This window comes from Sorangium sp. So ce295 (assembly GCF_051527405.1).
Lineage (GTDB): Bacteria > Myxococcota_A > Polyangia > Polyangiales > Polyangiaceae > Sorangium > Sorangium cellulosum_B.
The window spans coordinates 3453362-3479594 of sequence record NZ_CP150324.1 but is presented as its reverse complement, the minus strand read 5'-3'; the positions used below and the strand labels follow the sequence as shown (position 1 = coordinate 3479594).

The 26233-nt window shown below is 73.1% G+C and carries 11 protein-coding genes; 8 read left to right on the top strand and 3 right to left on the bottom strand.

Features of this window, described 5'->3' with window-relative positions:
* Positions 1 to 45 precede the first annotated feature (45 nt).
* The 7 genes from WMF11_RS13390 (at position 46) to WMF11_RS13360 (ending at position 20425) form a co-directional block, all read left to right on the top strand.
* Positions 46 to 12573, top strand: a complete 12528-nt coding sequence (locus tag WMF11_RS13390) for an amino acid adenylation domain-containing protein (protein WP_437977753.1) — start codon at positions 46 to 48, stop codon at positions 12571 to 12573.
* 106 nt (positions 12574 to 12679) lie between these two features.
* Entirely contained in the window at positions 12680 to 13270 is a 591-nt protein-coding gene (locus tag WMF11_RS13385) for a cysteine hydrolase family protein (RefSeq protein WP_437908794.1), read from the top strand.
* A gap of 88 nt (positions 13271 to 13358) precedes the next feature.
* Positions 13359 to 14387 carry a hydrogenase expression/formation protein HypE gene (gene hypE, locus WMF11_RS13380; RefSeq protein WP_437977752.1) on the top strand — a complete coding sequence of 343 codons (1029 nt, stop codon included), beginning with the start codon at positions 13359 to 13361 and terminating at the stop codon, positions 14385 to 14387.
* Positions 14359 to 16740 (top strand): carbamoyltransferase HypF, encoded by a 2382-nt coding sequence (hypF, locus tag WMF11_RS13375; protein WP_437977751.1) that lies wholly within the window; start codon positions 14359 to 14361, stop codon positions 16738 to 16740. Before hypE ends, hypF begins: the two co-directional genes overlap by 29 nt.
* Entirely contained in the window at positions 16737 to 18380 is a 1644-nt protein-coding gene (locus WMF11_RS13370) for a cyclic peptide export ABC transporter (RefSeq protein ID WP_437977750.1), read from the top strand. Before hypF ends, WMF11_RS13370 begins: the two co-directional genes overlap by 4 nt.
* Positions 18381 to 18430: 50 nt before the next feature.
* A complete protein-coding gene (locus WMF11_RS13365) occupies positions 18431 to 19069 on the top strand; it encodes a glutathione S-transferase family protein (RefSeq protein WP_437977749.1) in 639 nt (212 codons plus the stop codon).
* 369 nt (positions 19070 to 19438) lie between these two features.
* The gene (locus WMF11_RS13360; RefSeq protein ID WP_437977748.1) at positions 19439 to 20425 is read left to right on the top strand and encodes a hypothetical protein; all 987 of its coding nucleotides are present in this window, start codon (positions 19439 to 19441) and stop codon (positions 20423 to 20425) included.
* A 103-nt stretch (positions 20426 to 20528) separates the two neighbouring features.
* Here WMF11_RS13360 and WMF11_RS13355 read toward each other — a convergent pair whose 3' ends face one another.
* On the bottom strand, positions 20529 to 21089 hold the full coding sequence (locus tag WMF11_RS13355) for a dihydrofolate reductase family protein (RefSeq protein WP_437977747.1): 561 nt from the start codon (positions 21087 to 21089) through the stop codon (positions 20529 to 20531).
* A 98-nt stretch (positions 21090 to 21187) separates the two neighbouring features.
* Here WMF11_RS13355 and WMF11_RS13350 point away from each other — a divergent pair, with 98 nt between their 5' ends.
* The gene (locus tag WMF11_RS13350) at positions 21188 to 21847 is read left to right on the top strand and encodes a winged helix-turn-helix transcriptional regulator (RefSeq protein ID WP_437908784.1); all 660 of its coding nucleotides are present in this window, start codon (positions 21188 to 21190) and stop codon (positions 21845 to 21847) included.
* Between the two features lie 50 nt (positions 21848 to 21897).
* On the opposite strand, the gene WMF11_RS13345 is transcribed toward WMF11_RS13350, so the two are convergent.
* Together WMF11_RS13345 and glgX are read right to left on the bottom strand one after the other, a co-directional pair.
* Positions 21898 to 23412 (bottom strand): serine/threonine-protein kinase, encoded by a 1515-nt coding sequence (locus WMF11_RS13345; protein ID WP_437977746.1) that lies wholly within the window; start codon positions 23410 to 23412, stop codon positions 21898 to 21900.
* A gap of 393 nt (positions 23413 to 23805) precedes the next feature.
* On the bottom strand, positions 23806 to 26145 hold the full coding sequence (gene glgX, locus WMF11_RS13340; protein ID WP_437908781.1) for a glycogen debranching protein GlgX: 2340 nt from the start codon (positions 26143 to 26145) through the stop codon (positions 23806 to 23808).
* Positions 26146 to 26233 lie beyond the last annotated feature (88 nt).

Genomic DNA, 26233 nt, shown 5'->3' with positions numbered 1-26233 from the left:
GCCGGGCGGGCTTCGCAGAGCGCGACAGGGCGCTGGAGAGATTCGATGAACGGTGATGTGTTGTTGGGCGATCTGGATCGCTGCGAGACCCTCGTGGATCTCCTCCGGCTGCGCGCGGAGGCCCAGGGCGACGCCCTCGCCTTTCGGTTCCTGACCACCGGAGACGTGGACGGCGGCTCCGAGGAGTGGACGTTTCGAGATCTCCACCTCCGCGCGATGGGCATCGCCGCGTCGCTGCAGGCGGCGGGGGCCGCCGCGGACCGCGCGCTGCTCCTCTACGCGCCCGGGCTCGACTTCATCGCGGCGTTCATGGGCTGCGTCTACGCCGGCGTCGTCGCCGTCCCGACGTACCCGCCGAACCCGGCGCAGCTCGACCGCACCCTGCCGCGCCTCCGGGCGATCGCCCGCGACGCCGGCGCGAGGTTCGTGCTGACGACCGGGCTGATCGCCTCCCTCTCGGAGGCCCTCCGGGCGCAGGCGCCCGAGCTCTCGGAGCTCCGCTGGATCGCGACGGACGCGCTCGAGCCCGGGGCGGCCTCGGCGTGGCGCGCGCCGGACATCTCGGGGGAGACGCTGGCGTTCCTCCAGTACACGTCGGGCTCCACCGGGCACCCCAAGGGGGTGATGGTGAGCCACGCGAACGTGATCGCCAACGAGCGCGCCATCCGCGCCGGCTTCGAGCACGACGCGGGCTCGTCGGGCGTGGGGTGGCTGCCGCTCTTCCACGACATGGGGCTCATCGGGAACGTGCTGCAGCCGATCTTCGTCGGCTTTCCGTGCACGCACATGTCGCCGCTCGCCTTCCTGGAGAGGCCGCTCCGGTGGCTCAAGGCGATCTCCCATTTCCGCGCCACGACGAGCGGCGGGCCGAACTTCGCGTACGACCTCTGCGCGCGCAAGGCGACCCGCGAGGATCTGGCGGCGCTCGACCTCCGCTCGTGGACGGTGGCGTTCAACGGCGCCGAGCCGATCCGCGCCGAGACGCTCGACCGGTTCGCGGCGGCGTTCGCGCCCTGCGGCTTCCGCCGGGAGGCGTTCTACCCGTGCTACGGGCTCGCGGAGGCGACGCTGTTCGCCTCCGGGGGCCTCCGCGCCGCGCCGCCCGCCTGCGTGAGCGTCGACGCCGGCGCGCTCGCGCGAGGGGTCTCGCTCCCGGTGGAGCCGGCCGCCCCGGGGGCGCGGCGGCTCGTGTCGTCCGGGGCGCCCCGGGCGCGCGTCGCCGTCGTGTCGCCGGAGCGCGGAGCGCGCGTGGCGGACGGGCAGATCGGCGAGATCTGGATCGCCGGCCCGAGCGTCGCGGGTGGCTACTGGGGCCGCGCCGAGGAGACCGCGCGCGCGTTCGGCGCGCGCCTCCAGGGCGACGGCGAGGCGTCGTACCTGCGGACGGGGGATCTCGGCTTCCTCTCGGGAGGCGAGCTGTTCGTCACCGGGCGCATCAAGGACCTCATCGTCATCCGGGGGCGGAACCTGTACCCCGACGACATCGAGCGGACGGTGGAGGCGGCGCACCCGCGCGTTCGCCCGGGCTGCTGCGCGGCGTTCTCGATCGAGGTCGGCGGTGAAGAGCGGCTCGGCGTCGCGGCCGAGCTCGACGGCCGCGGCGGCGATGCGCCGCCGGACGTCGTGGAGGCGCTGCGATCGGCGGTCGCCAGGGAGCACGACGTGCAGCCGCACGCGGTGCTGCTGCTCCGCCCCCGGACCCTGCCGAAGACGTCGAGCGGCAAGGTCCAGCGGCACGCGTGCGCCCAGGGCTTCCGCGAGGGGACGCTCGACACGCTCGCGGTGTCCGTGGCGCAGGAGGCGCCGGCGCCCGCGGGGGCCGAGGGCGCGCGCGCGGCGGCCGATCCGGCGCGGGTGCTGCGCCTCGCGCTGCGCGCGGTGCCCGCCCCGGGGAGGGTGGGCCTGCTCGTCGAGGTGGTGCGCGAGGAGCTCGCCCGGCTCGCGCGGGTGGATCTCGGGAGCGTCACCCCGACCTCGAAGCTGATGGCGCTGGGGCTCGACTCGCTCGCGAGCGTCGAGCTCCAGGCGCGCTTCGAGGAGCTGCTCGGCGCCGCGGTGCCGCCGCAGCTGCTCTGGCAGGCGACGACGGTCGAGGAGCTCTCGGCGGCGCTCTCGGCGGCGGTCGACGCGCCGGCCGCCGGGCCGGCCCCCGCGCCAGCCGCGGCGGACGGCGAGCCGGCGGAGCTCTCGTCGCACCAGCTCCGCCTGTGGTTCTTCTGCCGGTTCGCTCCGGAGAGCCCGCTCTACCACGTGGTGTTCGGCGCGCGGATCGTGGGGGCGCTCGACGAGGCGCGGCTCGAGGAGAGCCTCGCGGCCGTCGTCCGCCGGCACCCGGCGCTCCGCACGGTGTTCCGCGAGATCGCCGGGGAGCCCCGGCAGATCGTGCTGCCGGAGGTGGCGGTGCCCCTCGCGCGCGCGCGGGTCGTCGACGACGTCGACGCCGCGCGCGAGGAGGAGCGCGAGGAGCGCCTGCGCGAGCTCGCCGCGGCGTGGGGCCAGGCGCCGTTCGCGCTCGAGCAGGGGCCGCTCCTCCGGGTGTGCCTGGTCTCGCTCGGCGAGCGCCACCACGTGCTCCTCTTCGCGCAGCACCACCTCGTGACCGACGGCCGGTCGATCGAGGTGCTCGTCCGCGATCTCGCCGCGATCTACGCCGGCCGCGCGGGCGCGCCGCCGGCGCTCGCGTACGGGTACGCCGACTACGCGCGCGCGCAGCGGGCCTCGCTGGCGCGCATGGACGCGGCGCGGGCCTACTGGAAGGCGAAGCTCGAGGGGCTGCCACGGCTCGAGCTGGGCGCCGAGCGCCGGCGAGCGGCGGCGTCGCCGTTCGCGGGCGGGACGGTCCGCTTCGCGCTCTCCGCGCCGCACGTCGAGGCGGCGCTCGCCGTCGCCCGGGCGGAGAACGCGACGCTCTTCGTCGCGCTGGCCGCCGCCTACGCGGCGCTGCTCCACCGCACGACCGGGCAGGAGGACCTCGGGATCGGCGTCGTCGTCGCCAACCGGAGCCGCCCCGAGCACCAGGGGGTCGTCGGCTTCTTCGCGAACACGGTCGTCCTGCGCGTGGATCTCGGCGGGAGGCCGACGTACCGCGAGCTCGTCCGCCGCGTGCGCCGGACGATGGCCGAGGCGATGGAGCACGCCGAGCTGCCGTTCGACGAGGTCGCGCGCGCCGCGGCCCCGGCAGCGGGGCGGGACGGGGAGCGGGACGCGCTGATCCAGGCGAGCTTCGTGCTGGAGAGCGCCTCGGAGCCGCCGGCGGAGGTCGAGGGGGCGCTGTGGCGGCCCGTGCTCTGGGCCCCCGACGGGGCCGTGGAGGGCACGGCGAAGTTCGATCTGGGGCTGAGCGTCGCGCGCCTCCACGGCGAGCTCGCCGCCGCGCTGGAGTTCCGCGCGGACCGCTTCGCGCGCGACGAGATCGAGCGCATGACGGGCCACCTCGGGGAGCTCCTTCGCTCGGCCGGGGCGGAGCCGGACCGCCCGATCGACGAGCTCCGGCTGCTCCCGCCCGAGGAGGAGCGCTACCTGCTCGCGGGCTGCAACGACACCGCGGCGGCCTTCCCGCGGGACGCCTGCTTCCACGATCTCTTCCGGGAGCAGGCCTCCCGGACGCCGGGGCGGATCGCCGTCGCGTGGGGCGAGCAGCGGCTCTCGTACGCGGAGCTCGACAGCGCCACCGACCGCGTGGCGCGGGCGCTCTCGGCGCGCGGCGTCGGGCCCGATCGCCTCGTCGCCCTGCTGACGCGGCGCGACCTCGACTTCATGCTGCTCGCGCTCGGCGCCTTCAAGGCGGCGGGCGCGTACGTGCCGCTCGATCCCGCGCACCCGGCGCGGCGCAACGCCGACATCCTGGCGCGGGCGGGAGGCCCTCCCCTCCTCGCCGGCGCCGCGATCCCGGGCGCGCTGCTGGACGAGATCGCCGCGGCGGGCGCCGGGGCGCTCGAGGTGCTCCCGGCCGGCGCGCTGCTCGCCGACGCCGCGGCGGAGCGCGGGGCGCTTCCGGCCGCGCGCGCGGAGCACCTCGCCTACGTCATCTTCACGTCCGGATCGACCGGCGCGCCCAAGGGCGCGATGGTCGAGCACCGGGGGATGCTCAACCACCTCTTCGCGAAGGTGCGCTCCCTCGGGATCGGGCCCGAGGACGTCGTCGCGCAGACCGCGCCGATCACCTTCGACATCTCGGTGTGGCAGCTGCTCTCCCCGCTGCTCGCCGGCGGGACGTGCCGCCTCGTGCCGGACGAGATCGCGACCGACCCCGCGCGGCTGCTCGACGCCGTGGGGGAGCTCGGCATCACCGTCCTGGAGATCGTGCCGTCGCTCCTGCGCGGGGCGCTCGACGAGCTCGAGGCGCGCCCGGCGTGGCGGCCGCGCCTCGACGGCCTGCGGTGGCTCGTGCTCACCGGCGAGGCGCTCCCCCCCGATCTCGCGCGCAGGTGGCTCTCGCTCTACCCGCGGATCCCGCTGATGAACGCGTACGGCCCGACGGAGTGCTCGGACGACGTGGCCCAGCACGTCATCGCCGAGCCCCCGGCGGAGGACGCGGCGTACGTGCCGATCGGCCGCGCGATCCAGAACACGCAGCTCTACGTGCTGGATCGACGGCGGCAGCCCGTGCCGCTCGGCGTCGCCGGCGAGCTGTACGTGGGCGGCGACGGGGTCGGCCGGGGGTACCTCCTCGACCCGGAGCGCACGGCGGCGGCGTTCCTTGCGGATCCGTTCTCCACCGCGGCGGGGGCGCGCCTGTACCGGACCGGCGATCTGGTGCGCCGGCTGCCCGGCGGCGAGCTCGTGTTCCTTGGGCGCATCGACCACCAGATCAAGCTCCGCGGCTTCCGCATCGAGCTCGGCGAGATCGAGGCGGTCATCGCGCGGTGCGCCGGGATCCGCGATGTCGTCGTCGTCGCGCGCGAGGACGCGCCGGGGGACCCGCGGCTCGTCGCCTACGTGGTCCCCGAGGCGCCGTCCTTCGAGCCGGGCGCCCTCAAAGACCAGCTCTCGTCGCGCCTGCCGGGCTACATGATCCCGGCCGCGATCGTCGCGCTCGACGCGCTCCCGCTGAGCGCGAACGGCAAGGTGGACCGCAAGGCGTTGCCCGCGCCCGCGTGGAGCGCCCCGGGCGAGCTCGCGGCGCAGACGGCGCCGCGCACCGGCCTGGAGCAGGCGATCGGCGACGTGTGGCGCGCCGTCCTCGGCCTCGATCGGGTCGGCGTCCACGACGACTTCTTCGCGATCGGCGGGCACTCCCTCTCGGCCACGCGCGCGGCGGCCCGCCTGCGCGACGTGCTCGGCGTCGACGTCGGCGTCCGGTCGCTCTTCGAGGCGCCGACCATCGCCCGGCTCGCCGCGCATATCGAGCGGTCGACCCGCGGGGAGGCGCGCCGGGGGCGGGCGCCCCTCGCGCCGGCGCCGCGCGTCGGCGAGGAGGCGCCGCTGTCCTTCGCGCAGCAGCGGCTCTGGTTCCTGGATCAGCTCGAGCCCGAGAGCGCCACGTACAACGTGCCCGCGGCGCTCCGCCTGCGCGGCGCGCTCGACCTCACGGCGCTCGCGCGCGCCATCGCGGAGGTCGTGCGGCGGCACGAGGTGCTGCGCGCGACGATCCACGCGGTCGACGGCCGCCCTGTCCAGCGCTTCCAGGGCGCGGGCCAGACGCCGGACGCGTGGCCCCTCCCCCTCGTCGACCTCTCGGAGATCCCCGCGGGCGATCGGGAGGTGGCTTTACAAAGCGACGCATCGCTGGAGGCCGCGAGGCCGTTCGACCTGGAGAAGGGGCCGCTCCTGCGCGTGACGCTCTTCCGGCTCGCGCCCGACGAGCACGTGCTGGTCGTCACCCTCCACCACATCGCCTCGGACGGGTGGTCGCTCGGCGTGCTCGCGCACGAGCTCACGGCGGCTTACACCGCGTTCGCGAGAGACGCGGCGCCGGCGCTCCGCCCGCTGCCGGTCCAGTACGCCGACTACGCCGCCTGGCAACGGCAGGAGCTCGCCCCGGAGGTGCTGGAGGCGGAGCGGGAGATCTGGCGCCGGAGGCTCGAGGGCGCGCCGCCGCTCGATCTCCCGACGGACCGTGCCCGCCCCGCGGCGCGCTCGTCGCGCGGGCGCACGCACCGGTTCGCGCTGCCGCAGGACCTCGCCGCCGCGCTCCGGCGCCGGAGCCAGGAGCTCGGGGCCACGCTGTTCATGACGCTGCTCGCCGCCTTCGAGGCGCTGCTCCACCGGTACAGCGGCCAGCAGGACTTCTGCGTCGGCACGCCGGTGGCCGGCCGCGGGCGGACCGAGCTCGAGCCGCTCATCGGGCTGTTCGTCAACACCCTTGTCCTGCGCGCGCGGCTCGACGGCGACCCGACCTTCGCGGAGCTCGTCGGCCGCGTGAAGGCGGACGCGCTCGAGGCGTACGCCCACCAGGATCTGCCGTTCGAGGCCGTCGTCGACGCGCTCGCCGTGGAGCGGGATCTCAGCCGGAACCCGCTGTTCCAGGTGATGTTCGCGCTCCAGAACGTGCCCCCGCCGGCGCTCACGCTGCCGGGCGTCGAGGCGTCGCCGGTCCCGCTCGACGTGGAGCGGGCGCGGTTCGATCTCACGCTCTTCCTCACCGAGTCGGGCGACGCCATCGAGGGCGCCCTCGAGTTCGATCTCGATCTGTTCGACCCCGAGACCGCCGCGCGGCTCGCGGGGCACTACGAGACGATCCTCCGCGCCGTGGCCTCGGACCCGGGGGCGCGGGTCGCCGAGCTCCCGCTCCTCACGGCGGGCGAGCGGCGCGAGCTCCTCATCGCGTGGAACGCGACGAGCGCGCCGCCGCCGCCCGCCGCGTGCCTGCACGAGCTCTTCGACGCGCAGGCCGAGCGGTCGCCCGGCGCCGTGGCCGTGGCGTCCGAGGCCGGCGAGCTCACGTACCGCGAGCTCCGCCGCCGCGCCGACGCGCTCGCCCGGCGGCTGCGCGCGCTCGGCGTGCGGCCGGAGACGCGCGTGGGCCTGTGCGTGCGGCGGACGCTCGACATGGTCGTGGCCCTCTGGGCCATCTTCAAGGCCGGCGGCGTCCACGTGCCGCTCGACCCGGGCTACCCGCGGCAGCGGCTGCAGGTGATCCTGGAGGACGCGGCGGCGCACCTGCTCGTGACCGAGCGCGCGCTGTCGGGGCTCGTGCCGGGAGGGTCGGCCGAGGTGCTCCTGCTCGACGAGATCGTCGCGGGCGCGGACGACGTGGAGGACGCGCAGGGCGGGCCAGCCGACGCGCTGCCGGCGGGGCGGCCGGACCAGGCGGCGTACCTCATCTACACCTCCGGCTCGACGGGCCGGCCCAAGGCCGTCGTGATCGAGCACCGCCAGGCCGTCGCGCTCGCGTGGTGGGCCAGGCGGACGTTCTCGGACCAGGAGCTCGCGGGCGTGCTCGCGTCCACGTCCACGTGCTTCGATCTCTCGGTCTTCGAGCTCGTCGTCCCCCTCTGCTGGGGCGGCAAGATCGTCCTCGCCGACGACGCGCTCGCGCTGCCCGCGCACCGGCGCCGCGACGAGGTCACGCTCGTCAACACGGTGCCCTCCGCCGCGGCGGCGCTCCTCGCGGTGTCGGGCATCCCCGGGTCGGTGCGGACCGTGTGCCTCGCCGGCGAGCCGCTCCGCGCCTCGCTCGCGCGCGACGTGCTCGCGCTGCCGCACGTCGAGCGGCTCCTGAACCTCTACGGCCCCAGCGAGACCACGACGTACTCGACAGGCGCGACCGTGACCGCCGCGGCGCGCCCGACGATCGGCAGGCCCATCGACCACACCCAGGTCTACGTGCTCGACGCGCGGCTGCAGCCGGCGCCCATCGGCGTCGCCGGGGAGCTCTACATCGCCGGCGCGGGCGTCGCGCGCGGCTACCTGGGGCGCGACGAGCTGACGGCCGAGCGGTTCGTCCCCTGCCCGCTCGAGGAGGCCCGCGGCGCGCGGATGTACCGCACCGGCGACCGCGCGCGCTGGCTCGCGAGCGGAGAGCTCGAGTACCTCGGGCGGCTCGATCATCAGGTGAAGATCCGCGGCTTCCGCGTCGAGCCGGCGGAGACCGAGGCCGCGCTCGCGGCGCACCCGGACGTGCGCGAGGCGCTCGTGCTCGCGCGGGACGACGGCCCCTCGGGCCGCTGGCTCGTCGCCTACCTCCTCGTCCGGCGGCCCGTGGACGCGCAGGCGCTGCGGGCGCTCGTCGCCGAGCGGCTGCCGGAGCCGTTCGTCCCGTCCGCCTTCGTCGAGCTCGACGCCTGGCCGCTCAACGCCAACGGCAAGGTGGACAGGAAGGCGCTCCCGGCGCCCAGTCGACCGGAGATCGCCCCGGAGATCGCGGGCGAGGCGCGGCGCGCGCCGGCGACGCCGACCGAGCAGGCCCTCGCGGGCGTCTGGGGCGAGGTGCTCGGCCGCGGCGGCATCGGGGCGACCGACGACTTCTTCGCGCTCGGAGGGCACTCCCTCCTCGCGGTCCAGGTGATCGCGCGCGCGCGGCGGCTGTTCGGCGTCGATCTGCCGCTGCGCGCCGCCTTCGACGCGCCGACGGTCGCGGCGCTCGCCGAGCGCATCGATCGGGCGAAGCTGGAGGGGCGCCGCGCCGCGCCCGAGCCGCTCCGCCCGGCGCCCCGGGGCGGCGACGCGCCGCTGTCCCACGCCCAGCAGCGCCTCTGGTTCATCGAGGCGCTCCAGCCGGGCACCGCGGTCTACAACATGCCGATCGGGGTCCTGCTCCGCGGGCCGCTCGACCGCGCCGCCCTGGAGCGGAGCCTCGATCGGGTGGTCGCGCGCCACGAGGCGCTGCGCACCCGGATCGAGGCGCGCGACGGCCAGCCGTTCCAGGTCGTGCTCCCCGAGGCGCGCCTCGATCTGCGGCTCGTCGACCTGTCCGCCGTCCCCCGGCACGAGCGGGACCGGGCGGCGCAGCGCGCCGCGGAGGAGGAGGCGCGGCGGCCGTTCGATCTCGCGTCGGGCCTGCCGATCCGCGCGGCGCTGATCCGCCTCTCCGACGAGGCGCACGTGCTGCTCGTCACGGCGCACCACATCGCCTGCGACGGCGGCTCCATCCCCGTCCTGTTCCGCGACCTGTCCGCCTTCTACGAGGCCGCGCGGGCTGGCCGCGCGGCGGATCTGCCGCCCCTCCAGGTGCAGTACGCCGACGTCGCGATCTGGCAGCGCGCCCAGGCCGACGCGTGGCGGGGGCAGCTCGAGTACTGGAAGCGGCAGCTGTCCGACCTGGAGCCGCTCGAGCTCCCCACCGACAGGCCGCGCGGCAGCGCCCTCTCCCACCGCGGCGACACCGTCCCGGTGAGCCTGCCCGCGCCGCTCGTCGAGGCCCTCCGCGCGCTCGGCAGGCGCGAGGGCGCGACGATGTTCATGGTGCTCCTCGCCGGCTTCGTCGCCCTCCTGCACCGCTACACGGGGCGCGCCGGCGTGGCCGTCGGCTCGCCGGTCGCCGGCCGCACGCAGGTCGAGGTGGAGCCGCTCGTCGGCTTCTTCGTCAACCTGCTCGTCCTGCGCGTCCGCGTCGACGACGACCCCACGTTCGTCGAGCTCGTGCGGCGGGTCCGGCAGGCGACGCTCGAGGCCCAGGAGCACCAGGACGTCCCGTTCGAGCAGGTCGTGGACGCCCTTCAGGTGAAGCGCGACCTCGGCCGCACCCCGCTCTTCCAGGCGGCCTTCGCGTTCCAGGGCGCGCCGGAGCGCCCGCGGAAGCTCGGCGAGCTCGACGCCTCGCCGTTCGAGGTCGACACGGCGACCGCGAAGTTCGACCTCCTGCTCGCGCTGGAGGAGGACGACAAGGCCGTCTCCGGCGGCATCGAGTTCAGCGCCGACCTGTTCGACAGGGCCACGATCGAGCGCTGGCGGGGCCACCTCGAGGCCCTGCTCGCGGCGAGCGCCGCGCAGCCCGGGCTGCGCGTCGGCGACCTGCCGCTGCTCGGGCGCGACGAGCGCGACCTCGTGCTGCACGCGTTCAGCGGGGGCCGATCGGCGCAGCCCGCCCCGGAGGCCGCGTGCGCGCACCGCCTGTTCGAGGCGCAGGCCAGGGAGGCGCCCGGGCGGGCCGCGCTCCTCTTCGAGGGCGCGACGGTGAGCTACGGCGAGCTCGACCGCCGGGCCAACCAGCTCGCGCACCACCTCCGCGCCCGCGGCGTGCGGCGCGGCGCGCTGGTCGGCGTGTGCCTGCCGCGCTCGCCGAACATGATCGTCGCGCTCCTCGCGGTGCTGAAGGCCGGCGGCGCGTACGTGCCGCTCGACCCGACCTACCCGCGCGATCGGCTCGCCTTCATGATCGAGGACGCGCGCCCCGCGCTGCTCGTCGCCCAGCCGGAGCTCCTCGCCGCGCTGCCCGCGGCGCTGCCGCCGGTCGTGCGGCTCGGGGAGAGCGAGCACGCCTTCCCGCACGAGCGGAGCGACGCCCCCGACGCCGGGTCGCTCCCCGAGGACCTCGCGTACGTCATCTACACCTCCGGCTCGACAGGGCGCCCGAAGGGGGTGCTCATCGAGCACCGCTCGCTCTCCGCGTTCGCCGTGGCGCAGCGCAAGCTGCTCGGCGTCGAGCAGGGGACCCGCGTCCTGCAGTTCACGCGGCTGAGCTTCGACGTCTCCGTGATGGAGATCTTCGTGCCGCTCTCCGCGGGCGGCGTCGTGTGCCTCGCGCGCGCCGAGGCGCTCATGCCCGGGCCCGGGCTCGTCGACCTCCTGCGCGAGCAGCGGATCCAGGTGGCGTCGCTGACCCCCTCGGCGCTCATGGCGGTCGGCTTCGACACGCTCCCGGACCTGCGCGTGCTGTGCGTGGCCGGCGAGGTGTGCCCCGCGGAGCTGCCGCGGCGATGGGCGCGCGGCCGGCGGTTCGTCAACGGCTACGGCCCCACCGAGGCGACGGTGCTCGCGACCGCGGCCGAGTACGCGCCCGACGTCGCGCGGCCCACGATCGGCCGCCCGCTGCCGAACACGCAGACGTACGTGCTCGACCCGCGGGGCCAGCCGGCGCCCATAGGCATCCCCGGCGAGCTCCACATCGGCGGGATCGGCCTCGCGCGGGGCTACCTGAACCGCGACGACCTCACCGCGGCGCGCTTCGTGCGCGCGGCGTTCCCCGAGGCGCAGGGGGCGCGGCTCTACCGCACGGGCGACCTCGTGCGGTGGCTGCCGAGCGGGGAGATCGACTTCCTCGGCCGGCTCGACGAGCAGGTCAAGATCCGGGGCTTCCGGATCGAGCTCGGCGAGATCGAGGCGGTGCTCGCGTCGCACCCCGACGTGACCGAGGCGGCGGTGGTCACCCGGGAGCACGCCCCGGGCGACGTGCGGCTCGCGGCCTTCTTCATCCCGCGCGGCGGGCGCGCCGCGGCGAGCGACGCGCTGCGCGGGTACCTCTCCGATCGGCTGCCCGACTACATGGTCCCGCCGGTCATCGCGCCGGTCGAGCGGTGGCCGCAGACCCCGAGCGGCAAGATCGATCGCCGGGCGCTCGCCGCCTCCGTGCCCGCGGCGCTCGCGGCGCTCGCGGGCGGAGCGCGCGTCCCGCCGAGGACCGGGCTCGAGCTCGAGCTCTGCGCGCTGTTCGAGGAGCTCCTCGGCGAGGGCGGCGTCGGCGTGACCGACGACTTCTTCTCGCTCGGCGGGCACTCGCTGCTCGCGGTGCGGCTCATGGCCGAGATCCGCGGGCGCTTCGGCCGCGATCTGCCGCTCACGAGCCTGTTCCGCGCGCCGACGGTGGAGGGCCTCGCGGCGCTCCTGCGCGAGGATGGGGGAGCGCCGCGGGGCCGCGCCTCCGTCGTTGTCCCGCTCCACGAAGGGGGCGCCCGCGCGCCGCTCTTCTTCGTTCACCCCATCGGCGGCAACGTCCTCTGCTACGCGGATCTCGCGCGCGAGCTCGGGCGGGATCGTCCCTTCTACGGCATCCAGGCGTTCGGCCTGGAGACCCCCCCGCGGCCGCTCGCCAGCGTCGGCGAGATGGCCGAGGCGTACTGCGAGGAGCTCCGCCGTGTCCAGCCCGAGGGGCCGTACCTGCTCGGCGGCTGGTCGATGGGCGGCGTGGTGGCGTTCGAGATGGCGCGCGTCCTCGAGCGCGGCGGGCGCAGCGTGGCCGCCGTCGTCCTCGTGGACGCGTACCTCCCCCCGTTCGACGAGCCCGGCGACGAGCTCCCGCCGATCGCGCAGTTCGCCGCGGATCTCGCGAGGATCGCGGGCGCCCCGGCCGCCGCGGCCCTCGCCTGGCCGGACGGCGGCGCGGCCGACGCCGCGTGGCTGCTGGAGCGCGCGCAGGAGCTCGGCGCGCTGCCCCGCGGGACGGCGCTCGGCGAGCTGGAGGCGCTGCTCGACGCGTTCCAGCGGAACGCGGCGCTGCTCGCGCGCTACGCCCCCGGCGAGCTCTCGGCCCGGGTCGAGCTCTTCCGCGCCGAGGCCTCACCGCGGAGGGATCCGCGGCCCGCGTGGGCGAAGTGGGCCCCCGGCCTGCGGAGCCACGTCGCGGCCGGCGACCACTACACGCTGCTCCGAAAGCCGCACGTCGGCGCGCTCGCCGAGCGCATCCGGGCCGCGCTGCTCGAGGCGGACCTCGGCGCGCCGCCCAAAGGCGCCGGAGCCGCCCGGCCGCCGGCGTGATCGGCGCTCGCGCCGCCGCGCTTCACCGCCCTGCCGCGCTCGTTGCCAGGCAAGGGCCTTTGACTGACTCGTCTCGAATCCATCAACCGAATCCAAGAGGAACATCATGCCCAACATCGCAGTGCTCACCAACGACCTTCAGTACGAGTTCATCGACAAGATGCCGGGAGGTCGCGAGCTCCTCAACAGGGTGGCGCCGCAGTTCAACATGTTCCTCGGCGCCATCCGCGCCCTGGGGCACGTCGTCGTCCACCTCCAGCTCATCAACGATCCGAACGATCCGCAGATCCAGCGCCGCTTCCGCGGGAAGGAGATCCCGGCGATCAAGGGCACGCCCAACGCCGAGCTGATCAAGGACTTCGTCCATCCGTCCGACATCGTGATGGTCAAGCACCGCGACAGCGGGTTCTACGAGACGCCCCTCGACGACAAGCTGAAGGAGCTCGGCGTCAAGACGATCCTCGTCACGGGCATCCAGACCCAGATCTGCGTGCAGACCACCGCGGCGGACGGCTTCTTCCGCGGGTACAAGGTGTGGGTCCCCGAGGATGGCGTGTTCTCCCTCAAGGAGGAGGACAAGAAGCGCTCTCTCGAATGGATGGCGTCGTACTGCGCGGCGATCGCCCCCGGCGCGGAGATCATCAAGCGCCTGCGCCAGAGCGACGACCTGCCGAGCCGGGAAGAGCTGCTCGGCTGACAAGGCACGACGAGGCCGCGCAGCCGGGCGGCCTCGTCTCTTTCACGACCCTCACCGCAGCGCTGCGGTGCCAACGCTGGAGCCTCACATGACGAAAGAACACGCGAAAGAGAACGAAGAGGTCGTCCTCGACCACGGGACGGGCGCCCGCCTGAGCCGGGAGCTCGTCGAGCGGATCGCCGCGACGCTCGGCGACACGTACATCGGCGCGATGGAGGACAGCGCCATCCTGGAGGTGCCCACCGGCCGGATCGCCGTCACCACGGACTCCTTCGTGGTCACGCCGCTGTTCTTCGGCAACGGCGATATCGGCAAGGTCGCCGTCTGCGGCACCGTCAACGATCTCGCGGTCAGCGGCGCGAGGCCCCTCTACCTGACCCTGGGGCTCATCATCGAGACGGGCTTCCCGATCCCCTTGCTCCTCCGCGCCCTCGAGTCGGCGCGCGACGCGGCGAGGGAGGCCGGCGTGAAGATCGTCGCCGGCGACACCAAGGTCGTCGGCAAGGGCGAGGCCGACCGGCTCTTCATGAACACGGCCGGCGTGGGCGTCTTCGAGCGCCCGCCGCTCGTGAGCCGCGCCGTGCGGCCCGGCAACAAGATCATCGTGAGCGGGTATCTCGGCAACCACTCCATCCACCTGCTCTCGGTCCGCGAGGGGCTCGGCTTCGAGAAGCGGGTGCAGAGCGACTGCGCGCCGCTCAACGGGCTCATCGACGCGGTCCTCAAGGGCGTGCCCCAGGGCGCCGTGGCGGCGATCCGCGACGTGACGCGCGGCGGCCTGTGCGCCGTCCTCCACGAGTTCGCCCGCGCGTCGGGCGCCGAGCTCTCCTTCGCGCGCGCGGCGCTGCCCGTGCTGCCGGAGGCCGTCATGGCGGCCGACATGCTCGGCATCAACCTCATCCACCTCGCCAACGAGGGGTGCCTCTGCCTGTTCGTGGAGGCGGACAAGGCGGGTGACGTGCTCGGGATCCTCCGCGCGCACCCCTACGGCCGCAACGCGGCGGTCATCGGGGAGGTCAAGGCCGCGGCGGAGCCCGTCGTGTCCATGACCGAGCCCGATGGGACTCAAACCCTGCTCGAGGAGCTTTATGGAGCCGAACTCCCCCGACTCTGCTGACGCGCGGCCGGCGCTCGTGACCCGCCGATTCCGGGTCTCGGGCATCGTCCAGGGCGTCGGCTTCAGGCCCTTCGTGCACCGGCTCGCCCGCGCCGTCGGGGCGCGCGGCTGGGTCCTCAACGACTCCCGCGGCGTGCTGCTCGAGCTGCAGGCCGGCGACGAGGCGATCCAGGCGTTCCTGCGCGCGCTCGTCGAGTCGCCGCCGCCGCTCGCCCGGATCACGGGCGTCCGCGAGGAGCCGCTCGCCGAGCCCGCCCCTCGATACGACGACTTCCAGATCCGCGGCAGCGTGGATCTGCGCAGCACCGACACGCTCATCCCGCCCGACTCGGACGTCTGCGCCGACTGCCTGCGGGAGCTCAGGGACCCTTCGAACCGCCGTCACCGCTACCCGTTCATCAACTGCACCCATTGCGGGCCGCGCTACTCGATCATCTGCGACATGCCGTACGACCGGCCGCAGACAACGATGAAGAGCTTCCCGATGTGCCCCGCCTGCGCGGGCGAGTACGAGGACATCGAGGATCGGCGCTACCACGCGCAGCCGAACGCGTGCCCCGCGTGCGGCCCCCGGCTCACGCTCACCGATCGGCTCGGCGCGCCGATCGAGGCCGACGATCCGGTGCGCTTCGCCATCGCCCGGCTGCGCGAGGGCGCGCTCTTCGCGGTGAAGAGCCTCGGCGGCTTCCACCTCGTGGCGGACGCGCGCAACGAGGCGGCGGTGCGGGAGCTGCGCCGGCGCAAGCGCCGCGACGCCAAGCCGTTCGCGATCATGGTGGCCGACGCCGAGGCGGCGCGCCGCCATGTCTCGCTCAGCGACCCGGAGCGGGCGCTGCTCGAGAGCCGGCAGCGCCCCATCGTCCTCCTGCGCAGGCGGCCAGGCGCCCTGTCCGAGGCGATCGCCCCGAGGAACCCGAGCTTCGGCGTCATGCTGCCCTCGACGCCGCTGCACTACCTCCTTCTCGAGGACCCGGCGCTCGACGTCCTCGTCATGACGAGCGGGAACCTCTCCGGACACCCCATCGCGTTCGACAACGACACGGCGCTCTCGCAGCTGCGCGACATCGCGGATTACTTCGTCCTTCACGACCGCGATATCCGCACCCGCGTCGACGACTCCGTCGTCCGGCTCACGGAGGCGGAGGGGCTCGACGCGCCGCTCGTCTCGTTCATCCGCCGCTCGCGGGGCTATGCGCCGTATCCGATCCACCTCCCGCAGGACGTCGGTGCGGTCGTCGCCCTCGGCGGCGAGCTGAAGACCACCGTCGCCGTCGGCAAGGACAACCAGGTCTTCATCAGCCAGCACATCGGCGATCTCAAGAACGACGCGACGTTCGGCGCGCACATCGACTGTTCGTCGCACGTCCAGCGGCTCCTGTCCGTGCAGACGGACACGGTCGCTTGCGATATGCACCCGGCGTTCCGCTCCACGCGGGCGGCGAAGCGCCAGGCCGGCGCGGAGGTCGCGACGGTGCAGCACCACCACGCCCACATGGCCGCCTGCATGGCCGAGAACGGGCTGAACGAGCGGGTGATCGGCGTCATCTTCGACGGCTCCGGCTACGGCCTCGACGACACCGTCTGGGGCGGCGAGTTCCTTGTCGGCGACTACCGTGAATTCGTGCGCGCCGGCCACCTCCGGCCGATGTACCTCCTCGGCGGCGACAAGGCGGTCAAGGAGCCCATCCGCGTCGCGATCTCGCTGCTCGTGGAGACGTTCGGGGAAGAGCTCGGCGGGGTCCGCGTCCCGGCGCTCATGGACGTCGCGGAGGAGCGCCGCGACGTCTTCGTGAAGATGGCCCAGCGGAGGCTGAACGCGACCGCCACGACGAGCATGGGCCGCCTGTTCGACGGCGTGTCCTCGCTCCTCCGCATCTGCCACGAGGTCGAGTACGAGGCGCAGGCCGCCATCGAGATGGAGGCGCTGCTCGACAGGGACTTCCGGACGGCGCCGCCGCTCCAGTACGGGATAGACGAGCGGGACGGCCGCCTCGTGGTCGACTACCGGCCTCTCGTCCGGGATCTCCTGCGCGCCCTCGACCAGCCGGACGCCACGCCCGCGCACCTCAGCCGCCGGTTCCACTCGACGATCGTGGACGTGATCGCCGCGGTGTGCCTGCGCCTGGCGGAGAAGTTCGACGTGCGCCGCGTGGTCATGAGCGGCGGAGTCTTCATGAACGAGTTCGTCCTGATCAACGCGCTCCGACGCCTCGAGAGCGAGGGGCTCACCCCGCATTGCCACCGGCTGGTCCCGCCGAACGACGGCGGGATATCGCTCGGCCAGATCCTCGTCGCGGCCGCCCGCGCCCCGTCGGCGCGAGGGGAGCGCCCCACCACCACCGATCGCCCATGAAGCTCCTCGCGTTCGTCGCCGGCTACTCCCGGCGGATCCTCGTCCTCGCGATCCTCGCGGGGACGCTCTGCGGCGCCTGCAACACGGCGCTCCTCGTGCTGATCAACGAGGCGCTGCAGCGCAAGCGCGGCGCGGTGATGTGGAGCTTCGCCGCGGTGTGCCTGCTGCTCCCGTTCGCCCGCTACCACTCGGAGATCCTGCTCACGCGCCTCAGCCAGGGGGCGCTCTTCGATCTCCGGGTGAAGATCTGCCGGAAGATCCTCGGCGCGCCGCTCCGCCAGATCGAGGAGATCGGCCCGTCACGGGCGCTGACCGCGCTCACGGACGACGTCCCCGTGATCACCACGGCGCTGATGCAGATCCCGATCGTCTGCATCAACCTGGTCATCGTGGTCGGAGGCCTGCTCTACATGGGGTGGATGTCTCCTGTCATGCTGGCGTCGGTGCTGACGCTCATCGTCCTTGGTATCGTCGGGTATCAGCTCCCGATGAGCCGGGCGACACGGCACTTCCGCCGCGCGCGCGAGGCGACCGAGGAGCTGATGAAGACCTTCCGCGCGCTCACGCGCGGCGTGAAGGAGCTGAAGCTCCACGCGCGGCGCCGCGAGGCGTTCCTCGCGACGTCGCTCGAGGGGGAGGCCGGCGTCGTCCAGGCGAGCAACCTGCGCGGCATGGTCGCGCTCACCGCCGCGAACGGGTGGGGACAGGCGATGGTGTTCACCATCATCGGCGTGACGCTCTTCGTCGTGCCGCTCTTCCAGGAGGCGAGCTCCGAGGCGTCGGTCGGCTACGCCCTCGTCCTCCTCTACCTGATGACGCCCATGCAGGTCCTTATCGGCGCGCTCCCGGCCCTGAGCCGGGCGGGCATCGCCGTGCAGAAGGTCGAGGACCTCGGCGCGAGCCTCATCGTCGAGGCGAGCGGGGCAGAGGCAGGGGCCCCGCTCCCCGAGAGGTGGAAGCGGCTGGAGCTCGCCGGGGTCACGCACGCCTACAGGTCCGAGGGAAAGGACGACACCTTCACGCTGGGCCCCATCCACCTCAGCGTGCGGCGCGGCGAGCTGATCTTCCTCGTCGGAGGCAACGGCAGCGGCAAGACGACCCTCGCGAAGCTGATCGCGGGCCTTTACGCGCCCGAGTCGGGCCAGATCCGGCTCGACGGCGAGGTGATCACCGACCGGAACCGGCAGGCGTACCGGGAGCTCTTCTCGGTGGTGTTCTTCGATTTCCACCTGTTCGAGAGCCTGATCGGGCTCGACTCTCCCGAGCTCACCCAGCGCGCCCGGGGTTACCTCTCTCGCCTGCAGCTCGACCACAAGGTGTCTGTCGAGGGCGGCGTCCTCTCCACGACGTCGCTGTCGCAGGGGCAGAGAAAGCGCCTCGCGCTGCTCACGGCCTACCTGGAAGACCGGCCGGTCTACCTGTTCGACGAGTGGGCGGCGGACCAGGATCCGGTGTTCAAGGACGTCTTCTATCGCCAGATCCTCCCGGAGCTCAGGGCCAGCGGCAAGACGATCCTCGTCATCAGCCACGACGACAGGTACTTCGGGCTGGCGGATCGCGTCCTCAAGATGGACTTCGGCCAGCTCGTGGGCGACGCACAGGTCACCGCGAGATCGGACGAGACATACGCCAGCGCCTGAGTTAGAAGCCGGCGCGTTCGTCGTCCGACGGCGAGCCGACGGGAGGTGTCATGGAACCGCTGGTGCTGTATCTTGGTACGAAGACGTATTCGACCTGGTCGCTCCGCGCCTGGCTCGCGCTGAGGCACACCGGCGCTTCGTTCACGGAGGAGGTCATCGCCCTCTACCAGCCGGGGTCGCGCGAGGCGCTCCTCCGGCGCTCCCCCTCGGGGCGCGTGCCAGCGCTGCGGCACGGTGACCTTGTCCTCTGGGACTCCCTCGCGATCTGCGAGTATGTCGCCGAGCTCTTCCCCGAGGCGCGGCTCTGGCCGGGCGATCGTGCGGCGCGCGCGCTCGCCCGGTCGGTGTCGAGCGAGATGCACTCCGGGTTCACGGCGCTGCGCAACGCGATGTCCATGGATCTCCGCCGGGAGATCGCCCCGATCGCGCGCGACGCCGCCGTGGACGCGGACATCGATCGTGTGACGTCGATCTGGACCGAGTGCCGGCGGGCCCATGGCCAGAAGGGGGAGTACCTCTTCGGGCATTTCACGATCGCCGATGCCATGTTCGCGCCGGTGGTCACGCGCTTCCGCACCTACGCCGTCCCGCTCGCGGGCGCCGCGGCAGCGTACGCCGAGACGATGTGGCGGCACCCTGGCCTCGCGGAGTGGGTCGCGGCTGCACGGACGGAGTCGCTGGCCGGCTAGCACCCGTCGCCGGATCAGCTCGAGGACGTCGAGGCTGAACCGCGACGATCGCGCGCGGCGGCAGACGATCCCTCCAGCGCCGCCCAGCGCGGCTGCGCTCCTCCGGCGCCGGTGAGCTCCGTCGCGCTCGACGTCCCGTCCGAGCGCACCTTCGAGCGCTGGTCCGACGCCACGTGCGGTATCCAGGGCGCAACGGACGGCGGCGACTCCACCCTCGACGAAGGCTGACGCCACAGCGGCTCTCCGTAGACTGGATTGCGGTCCATCCCGACAGGTGCGTTGATGTCGCGTCGCCTACCCTGGCGGGCATTGTGATGGCGCGATCGCCGCGAGTGTTCGCGACGATGCGCCGCCGCGAGGAGGCAACCCATGCCCGCGAACCGTTCTCCGCTCGCCGCGATCGCGCTCCTGTCGCTGCTCGTGCTCCCTGCCTGCTCCGCCGACGATCCGCCTGACCGCGCGGAGGATCCGCCCGCCGCTACCCCGCTCTCGCACGGCGATGCCTCGGGCGACGGTTGCCTTCGCTTCCCGCGAACGGTGGGCGGCCTGGACGCCGGCTTCGAGGCGCCGGAGAGCGCCTATTGGGACGAGGGGACGGAGGCGTGGTACGTCGCCAACATGGCCGGCGTCCCTGACGAGATGCTCGAGAGGCCCAGGTTCAAGGACGGTCGCGGCTGGATCAGCAAGCTCGACCGGTGCGGCAACATCGTCGAGGCGAAATGGCTCTCGGGGATGAACGCGCCCAAGGGCATCCGCGTCGCGCAGGGCAAGCTTTACACCTCCGACATGGATGAGCTCTTGATCATCGATCTCGCCACCAAGGACGTGCGCAGGATCCCGGCGCTCGGCGCGATCTTCCTCAACGATCTCGCGCTCGCCGAGGATGGCACAGTCTATATAAGCGACAGCTTCACCCGCACCGTGTGGCGCTGCAAGGACGAACAATGCGCTCCGTTCTTCTGGTCCCCGCTCCTCAACGTTCCAAACGGCCTGCTCGTGGACGGCGACAAGCTGGCCATCGTCACGCTCGGCACCTTCAGGGATCCCGCCTCGCTGGGCAAGGTCTGGATGCTCGATCTCGAGAGCAAGGAGCTCACGCGGTTCGGGACGCTCGAGGCAAAGCTGGACGGCATCGAGCGATATAGGGATGGATACCTCGTCTCGGTGAACGCGCCCCCGGCCATCTACTGGGTCACGGCGACGAGCTCGACCCTGGTGCGTGATTTCAGGGACGACGGGCTCACCGCCATCAACGATCTCGGGCTCGATCCGGCCCGGAGGGTGGTCGCGGTGCCGGCGTTCTTCCAGCATACGGTGACGTTGTTCCGGCTGCCGAGGAACCTTCAGCCGCGCTGAGCTCGGTCCGGCAGACGGATCGGAGCGACGATGTCCTCGCCTCGACGTGGATCCCGGAGACCGCAGCCAGCCTGCAGGCGCGGCGCGCCTCCGTCAGGCCCTGTCACGCCGTCGCTTCGTACCAGAGCACGACGTTCCCGTTGCTGAAGCTGCGCGTCTTCGTCAGCCGGAGGTTCGCCCGCTCCTTGACCCCCTCGAACAGCGTCCTTCCGCTGCCGAGGACGATCCCGTTCAAAACTATCTGGTACTCGTCGATCAGACGCGCGTCGGTCAGCTGGGCGACGATGCTGCCGCTTCCCATGACGACCATGTTCGGCCCGGGCTGCGCCTTCAGCTTGCGCACCTCTGTCGCGAGATCGCCCTTGATGAGCCGCGTGTTGTTCCACGCCGCGCCGTCGAGGGTCCTCGAGAAGACGACCTTCGGCAGGCTGTTCATCCGCTCGGCGACGGCGGGAGCCCGCTCCAGCGCCGCGGGGGTGGGCCAGAAGCTCGCCATGAGCTCGTAGGTCACGCGGCCGAAGACGAGCTCACCCCCGCCGCGCGCGTTCTCCGCAGCGAACGCGCCCCACTCCGCGTCCGCTTTGTGTGCCCAGCTCATGTCGCCGTGGCCGTCCGAGAAATAACCGTCCAGCGAGATCTGGTTGAAGACGGTGAGCTTGCGCATGCTGTTCCTCCTGATGTCCGCTTCTTCGTTAGTCCTATTCTAGGACTATTTGGTCCTCTTTCGCAAGTGCTGCGCAAGTGCGGTAGGATGTGGCCGCCATGACCGGCCTGAGAAGCTACGGGGATCCCTGCGGCATCGCGCGAGCGCTCGATCTCGTCGGCGAGCGGTGGGCGCTCCTCATCGTGCGTGAGCTCCTGCTCGGTCCGAAGCGGTTCACGGACCTCCGCGACGGCCTCGCCGGCGCGAGCCCCAACGTGCTGTCGCAGCGGCTCCGCGAGCTCGAGGGCGGCGGCGTCGTGCGGCGGCACAAGGTCGGCGCGCCGACCTACGAGCTCACGGACTGGGGCCGCGAGCTCCATCCGCTGCTCGTGCAGCTCGGCCGCTGGGGCGCGCGATCGCCCGTCCGGCCCGCGGGCGCCCTGAGCGTCGATGCGCTGATGATCGCGCTCGAGGCGACGTTCGTCGCGGGCGAGGCGGCTGACCTCCGCGCGACCTACGAGCTCCGGCTCGGCGAAGAGCGGTTCTCGATCGAGGTCGATCGCGCGACCCTCACCCTCGCGCGGGGCGCTCCGCGCACGCCGGACGCCGTGATCGCGACCGACCCAGCCACGCTGCGGGCGGTCGTCTTCGGGGACCAGAAGCTCGCCGACGCGCCGGTCGAGCTCCAGGGCGACAGGCGGCTGGCTCGAACGTTCTTCCGCCTCTTCGCTCGGCCGCGATCGACGCCGTCGACCCCGGGCCGCGCGCCCGCCGGATGACGGGCCAGCGTGGACTCGCGTGGCGAACGATCTGTTGCGCGCATCGACGCTCAGAAGATCGCGCTCTTCTGTGTGCCAGCGTCTCGCTTTCGCGCGGGCGCTTTGCCTGTGCTCGCCGGCGCGCCGGGCGCACGGACGGGGCGCGCCGCGGCTGGCCGCAGCGCGGGCGCCGGAGGCGTCGCGGCGGCGCGCGCCGCGGCTGGCAGCGGCGCGGGCTCCAGAGGCTGCGGGACGGGGGGCGGCGCCGTCGCGGGCCCGGCCGCGGGAACCGCCGAGGTCGCGCCCGCCTGGGGCGCCGCGGGCGCCTGCGCCACGAGAGCGCCGCGGGCGGCGGAGAGCACCTCGCCGCTCATCACCCGCAGCTCGGCGGTGGCCTCCAGGCGCTGCGAGGACAGCGCGGTGGTGAGCAGGAGCCCCAGCCCGAGCGCCACGACGAGGCCAGCCGCCGCGAGGTGCAGCCCGGTCCGCCGCGCCGGCGCAGCGGGCGCCGGCGCGATCGGCGCAGCCGAAGGGCCGACCGCGGCCACGAAGGCGGAGATCATCGGCTCGATCGAGGGGAACCGCTCCGCCGGATCCAGCGCGAAGGCGCGCGCGAACCACGTCTCCAGCTCCGGCGGCGCGCCGGGGCACAGCGTCGACAGCGGGGGGCGCGCGCTCCCCAGGATGGAGGCGAGCACATCGGCGATGGTGCGGCCGGCGAAGGGCTGCTCGCCGGTGAGCGCCACGTGCGCGACCACCGCGAGGGCCCACATGTCGAGCTGCGGATCCGCGTGCCCGTCGCACGTGTGCTCCGGGCTGAGGTAGCCCGGCGTGCCCAGCACCACGCCCTCCGCGGTCTGGCGGGGGAAATCGGCCGCCAGATCCTGGCGGATCCACTTGGCGATCCCGAAGTCGGCGACCTTGGCGCGCAGGCGCCCGTCGCGCCCCTCGCGGAGCAGGATGTTCGACGGCTTGATGTCGCGGTGCACGATCCCGAGGCCGTGCGCCACCGAGAGGGCCTCTCCGATCTGACGGAGGAGCGCGGCCAGCTCCGGCGCGGGCACCGGCCCCCGCTCGTGGATCAGCTGCCGGAGGGACCGGCCGCGCACGTACTCCATGACGAGGTACGGGCCCGCCTCGGGATCCTCACCGGCGTCGTGCACCGTGACGATGAAATCGGTCTTCCGCCCGAGCTGGGCCGCGACCTGCGCCTCGAAGCGGAAGCGCTCCATCGCGTCGATGGCCAGGTTCTGGCGCGGGAGCACGAGGAACTTGAGCGCGACATCGAAGCGCCGGACGCTGTCGTGCGCGCACCACACCTCGCCCATCGCGCCCTGGCCGAGCGGATGCACGAGCCGGTACCGCCCGGCCACGACGCGGCCCGGAAGGAGCGCGCAGCGCGCCTCGTCCCGCCTTGCGCCGCTCGGAGGAGGAAGACCGAGCGGCCCAGGCTGTCCGCCGAGCGTGGTGGCGTCGCGCGCGGCGTCTCTCGCCGAGGAATCGGGCGGTCGACCCAGGGAGGGCGGCTGCAACACGCCGGTGATCTTCGTGCCGCCGCCGTTCCCCGGACCGGTCGATGCGTCCATGGGACAACGACCTGAGGAGAGAGGCGACGACATGATCTCAACGTATCGCGAATGCGGATGCCTTTGAACGGCGAACCCCCGCCCTCCTCGCGCACTTGCACGTGAAGGCCCACGCGGCAGCGTCGCGAGGCGCAGCGGTGCTGTACTTGTTGATGGTCGGCGCCGAGGGTGCGGGCTACCGGACGCCGCGCGCAGCGCCGAAGCAGCAGCGCCCCCTCATGCACCCCGGTCCGCCACCGATGTGCGCGTCCGGGCCGCGACACGACATCGGTCGCGCCGCACGACGCCGGTCGCGCGGCACGGGTTCGCGTGGCTTGAACGTGCTCGAACAGCGCTTCAGGGGTGACATCGACGCATCGCCGTCCGAGAGAGAGAGCGCGCGCGTCGGGACGACTACGCCCGCTGCGCCTTCACCCGCTTGACCTTCTTCTTCTCCTTGCGCTCCAGGAGCCGCAGCACCGCCACGGACCGGTCGACGAGCAGGTAGCGCTCTCCCCCTGCCCTCGCGGGCACCGTGCGCGCCGGCTCCCCGGCGGTGCGGGTGTCGATGAGCACCTCCCACCGCTCGCCGAACTCGATCGCGGGCAGCACGAACTCCAGCGGCGAGTGGTTCGCGTTGATGAGCACGAGCAGCGTGTCGCCGGAGATCGGCTCGGCGCGCGGACCGAGCGCCGAGAGGGCGTCGCCCCCGAGCAGGTAGCCGACCGCCCGGGCGTTCGGGTGGGTCCAGTCCTCCGGCGTCATCTCGGCGCCGTCGGGGCGGAACCACACGATGTCCTTGAGCCCGCTCCCGTGCACGTAGCCGCCCGAGAAGAACATCCGCCGGCGCAGCACGGGCTGGCTACGGCGCAGGGCGATGAGGCGGCAGGTGAACTCGAAGAGCTGCTTCCGCCGCTCGTCGAGGTCCCAGTCGTGCCAGGAGAGCTCGTTGTCCTGGCAGTAGGCGTTGTTGTTGCCGAGCTGCGTCTTTCCGATCTCGTCGCCGGCGTTGATCATCGGCACCCCCTGCGAGAGGAGGAGCGTCGCGAGGAGGTTGCGCTTCTGGCGCTCGCGCAGCTCGACGACCGCGGGGTCGCAGGAGGGGCCCTCGACGCCGTGGTTGTAGCTGTGGTTGTTGTTCGTGCCGTCCCGGTTGCCCTCGCCGTTCGCCTCGTTGTGCTTCTCGTTGTACGAGACGAGATCGTTCAGCGTGAAGCCGTCGTGCGCCGTCACGAAGTTGATGCTCGCGTACGGGCGGCGCCCGCTGGACGCGTACAGATCGCTCGACCCGGTGAGCCGATAGCCGAGGTCGGCCGCCAGCAGATCGCCCTTCCAGAAGCGGCGCACCGAGTCGCGGTAACGATCGTTCCACTCCGTCCAGAGGACCGGGAAGTTGCCGACCTGATAGCCGCCCTCGCCCACGTCCCACGGCTCCGAGATGAGCTTCGTGCGCGAGAGGATCGGATCCTGATGGATGATGTCGAAGAACGAGCTGAGGCGGTCGAAGTCATGGTGACCGCGGGCGAGGGCCGACGCGAGATCGAAGCGGAAGCCGTCGACGTGCATCTCGGTCACCCAGTACCGCAGGCTGTCCATCACCAGCTGGAGCGTCTGGTAATGGCGCGTGTTCACCGTGTTCCCGCAGCCCGTGAAGTCCATGTAGTAGCGCGGGTTGTGCGGCACGAGCCGGTAGTAGGTCCAGTTGTCGATCCCCTTCAGGGAGAGCGTCGGGCCGAGGTGGTTCCCCTCCGCGGTGTGGTTGTACACGACGTCGAGGATCACCTCGATGCCGGCGGCGTGGAGCGCCTTCACCATCGCCTTGAACTCGGTCACCTGCTGGCCGAGCCGCCCGCTCGACGAGTAGCGGCCCGCGGGCGCGAGGTACGCGAGCGTGTTGTAACCCCAGTAGTTGACGAGGCCGCGCTCCCAGATCTCGCGCTCGCTCGCCATCTCGTGCACGGGGAGCAGCTCGATCGCCGTCACGCCGAGCTTCTTGAAGTGGGCGATCGCCGCCTCCGAGGCGAGCCCGGCGTAGGTGCCGCGCAGCTCCTTCGGGATGCCCGGGTGCCGCTGGGTGAAGCCCTTCACGTGGACCTCGTAGATGATCGTGTCCTGCCAGCGCGTCGCCGGCGGCCGGTCGCCGTCCCACGCGAAGCGGTGGTCGACGACGACGGACTTCGGCGCGCCCCAGGCGCTGTCGCGGTGGCAGATCTCCAGGTCGTCGAGCGGGGCCGGCGGGGGCGGCGGCGTGGAGTCCTTCCCGCGCGCCTCGGCGGCGCGGCGATCGCTCGCCGTCTTGCCGCCGCGCCCGCCCTCGCCCTTCTCGGGCGCCGCGCCGTCCCGGCCCGCCTCCTTGGGCCGGCCAGCGCCGCCCTCGCCGCGCTCGGGGTGCCCCCCGCGGTCGTAGGCGAAGAGCGGCGCCTTCCAGTTCGGCTCGCTGGAGAGCGCGTACGCGTAGGGATCGACGAGGAGCTTCGCCGGGTTGAAGCGCTGCCCGGAGCGCGGGTCGTAGGGCCCGTGCACCCGGTAGCCATAGAGCTGGCCGGGCTTGAGCCCCGGCACGTAGCCATGGAAGACGTGGGCCGTCCGCTCGGGGAGCTCGATGCGCTCGCGCTCCACGACATCGTCGACGGCCTCGAAGAGGCAGAGCTCGACCTTGGTGGCGGACTGGGAGAAGAGCGTGAAGTTGACCCCCTCGCCGTCAAAGACGGCGCCGAGTGGGGTGGGGGTGCCGGGCCATATGCGTCTGGTCATCTGAAAAACCTGTGAAGCCGCCCTATTCGCGAGATCGGCGCCGCTGTCGAGACACAAGCGCGCGCGGCTTGATTTTTCGGTCGCCGCC

Bases quoted from the DNA above. Each gene is read 5' to 3' on its own strand.
- WMF11_RS13390 (WP_437977753.1), top strand. From the start codon at position 46: ATGAACGGTGATGTGTTGTTGGGCGATCTGGATCGCTGCGAGACCCTC.
- WMF11_RS13385 (WP_437908794.1), top strand. From the start codon at position 12,680: ATGCCCAACATCGCAGTGCTCACCAACGACCTTCAGTACGAGTTCATC.
- hypE (WP_437977752.1), top strand. From the start codon at position 13,359: ATGACGAAAGAACACGCGAAAGAGAACGAAGAGGTCGTCCTCGACCAC.
- hypF (WP_437977751.1), top strand. From the start codon at position 14,359: ATGGAGCCGAACTCCCCCGACTCTGCTGACGCGCGGCCGGCGCTCGTG.
- WMF11_RS13370 (WP_437977750.1), top strand. From the start codon at position 16,737: ATGAAGCTCCTCGCGTTCGTCGCCGGCTACTCCCGGCGGATCCTCGTC.
- WMF11_RS13365 (WP_437977749.1), top strand. From the start codon at position 18,431: ATGGAACCGCTGGTGCTGTATCTTGGTACGAAGACGTATTCGACCTGG.
- WMF11_RS13360 (WP_437977748.1), top strand. From the start codon at position 19,439: ATGCCCGCGAACCGTTCTCCGCTCGCCGCGATCGCGCTCCTGTCGCTG.
- WMF11_RS13355 (WP_437977747.1), bottom strand. From the start codon at position 21,089: ATGCGCAAGCTCACCGTCTTCAACCAGATCTCGCTGGACGGTTATTTC.
- WMF11_RS13350 (WP_437908784.1), top strand. From the start codon at position 21,188: ATGACCGGCCTGAGAAGCTACGGGGATCCCTGCGGCATCGCGCGAGCG.
- WMF11_RS13345 (WP_437977746.1), bottom strand. From the start codon at position 23,412: ATGGACGCATCGACCGGTCCGGGGAACGGCGGCGGCACGAAGATCACC.
- glgX (WP_437908781.1), bottom strand. From the start codon at position 26,145: ATGACCAGACGCATATGGCCCGGCACCCCCACCCCACTCGGCGCCGTC.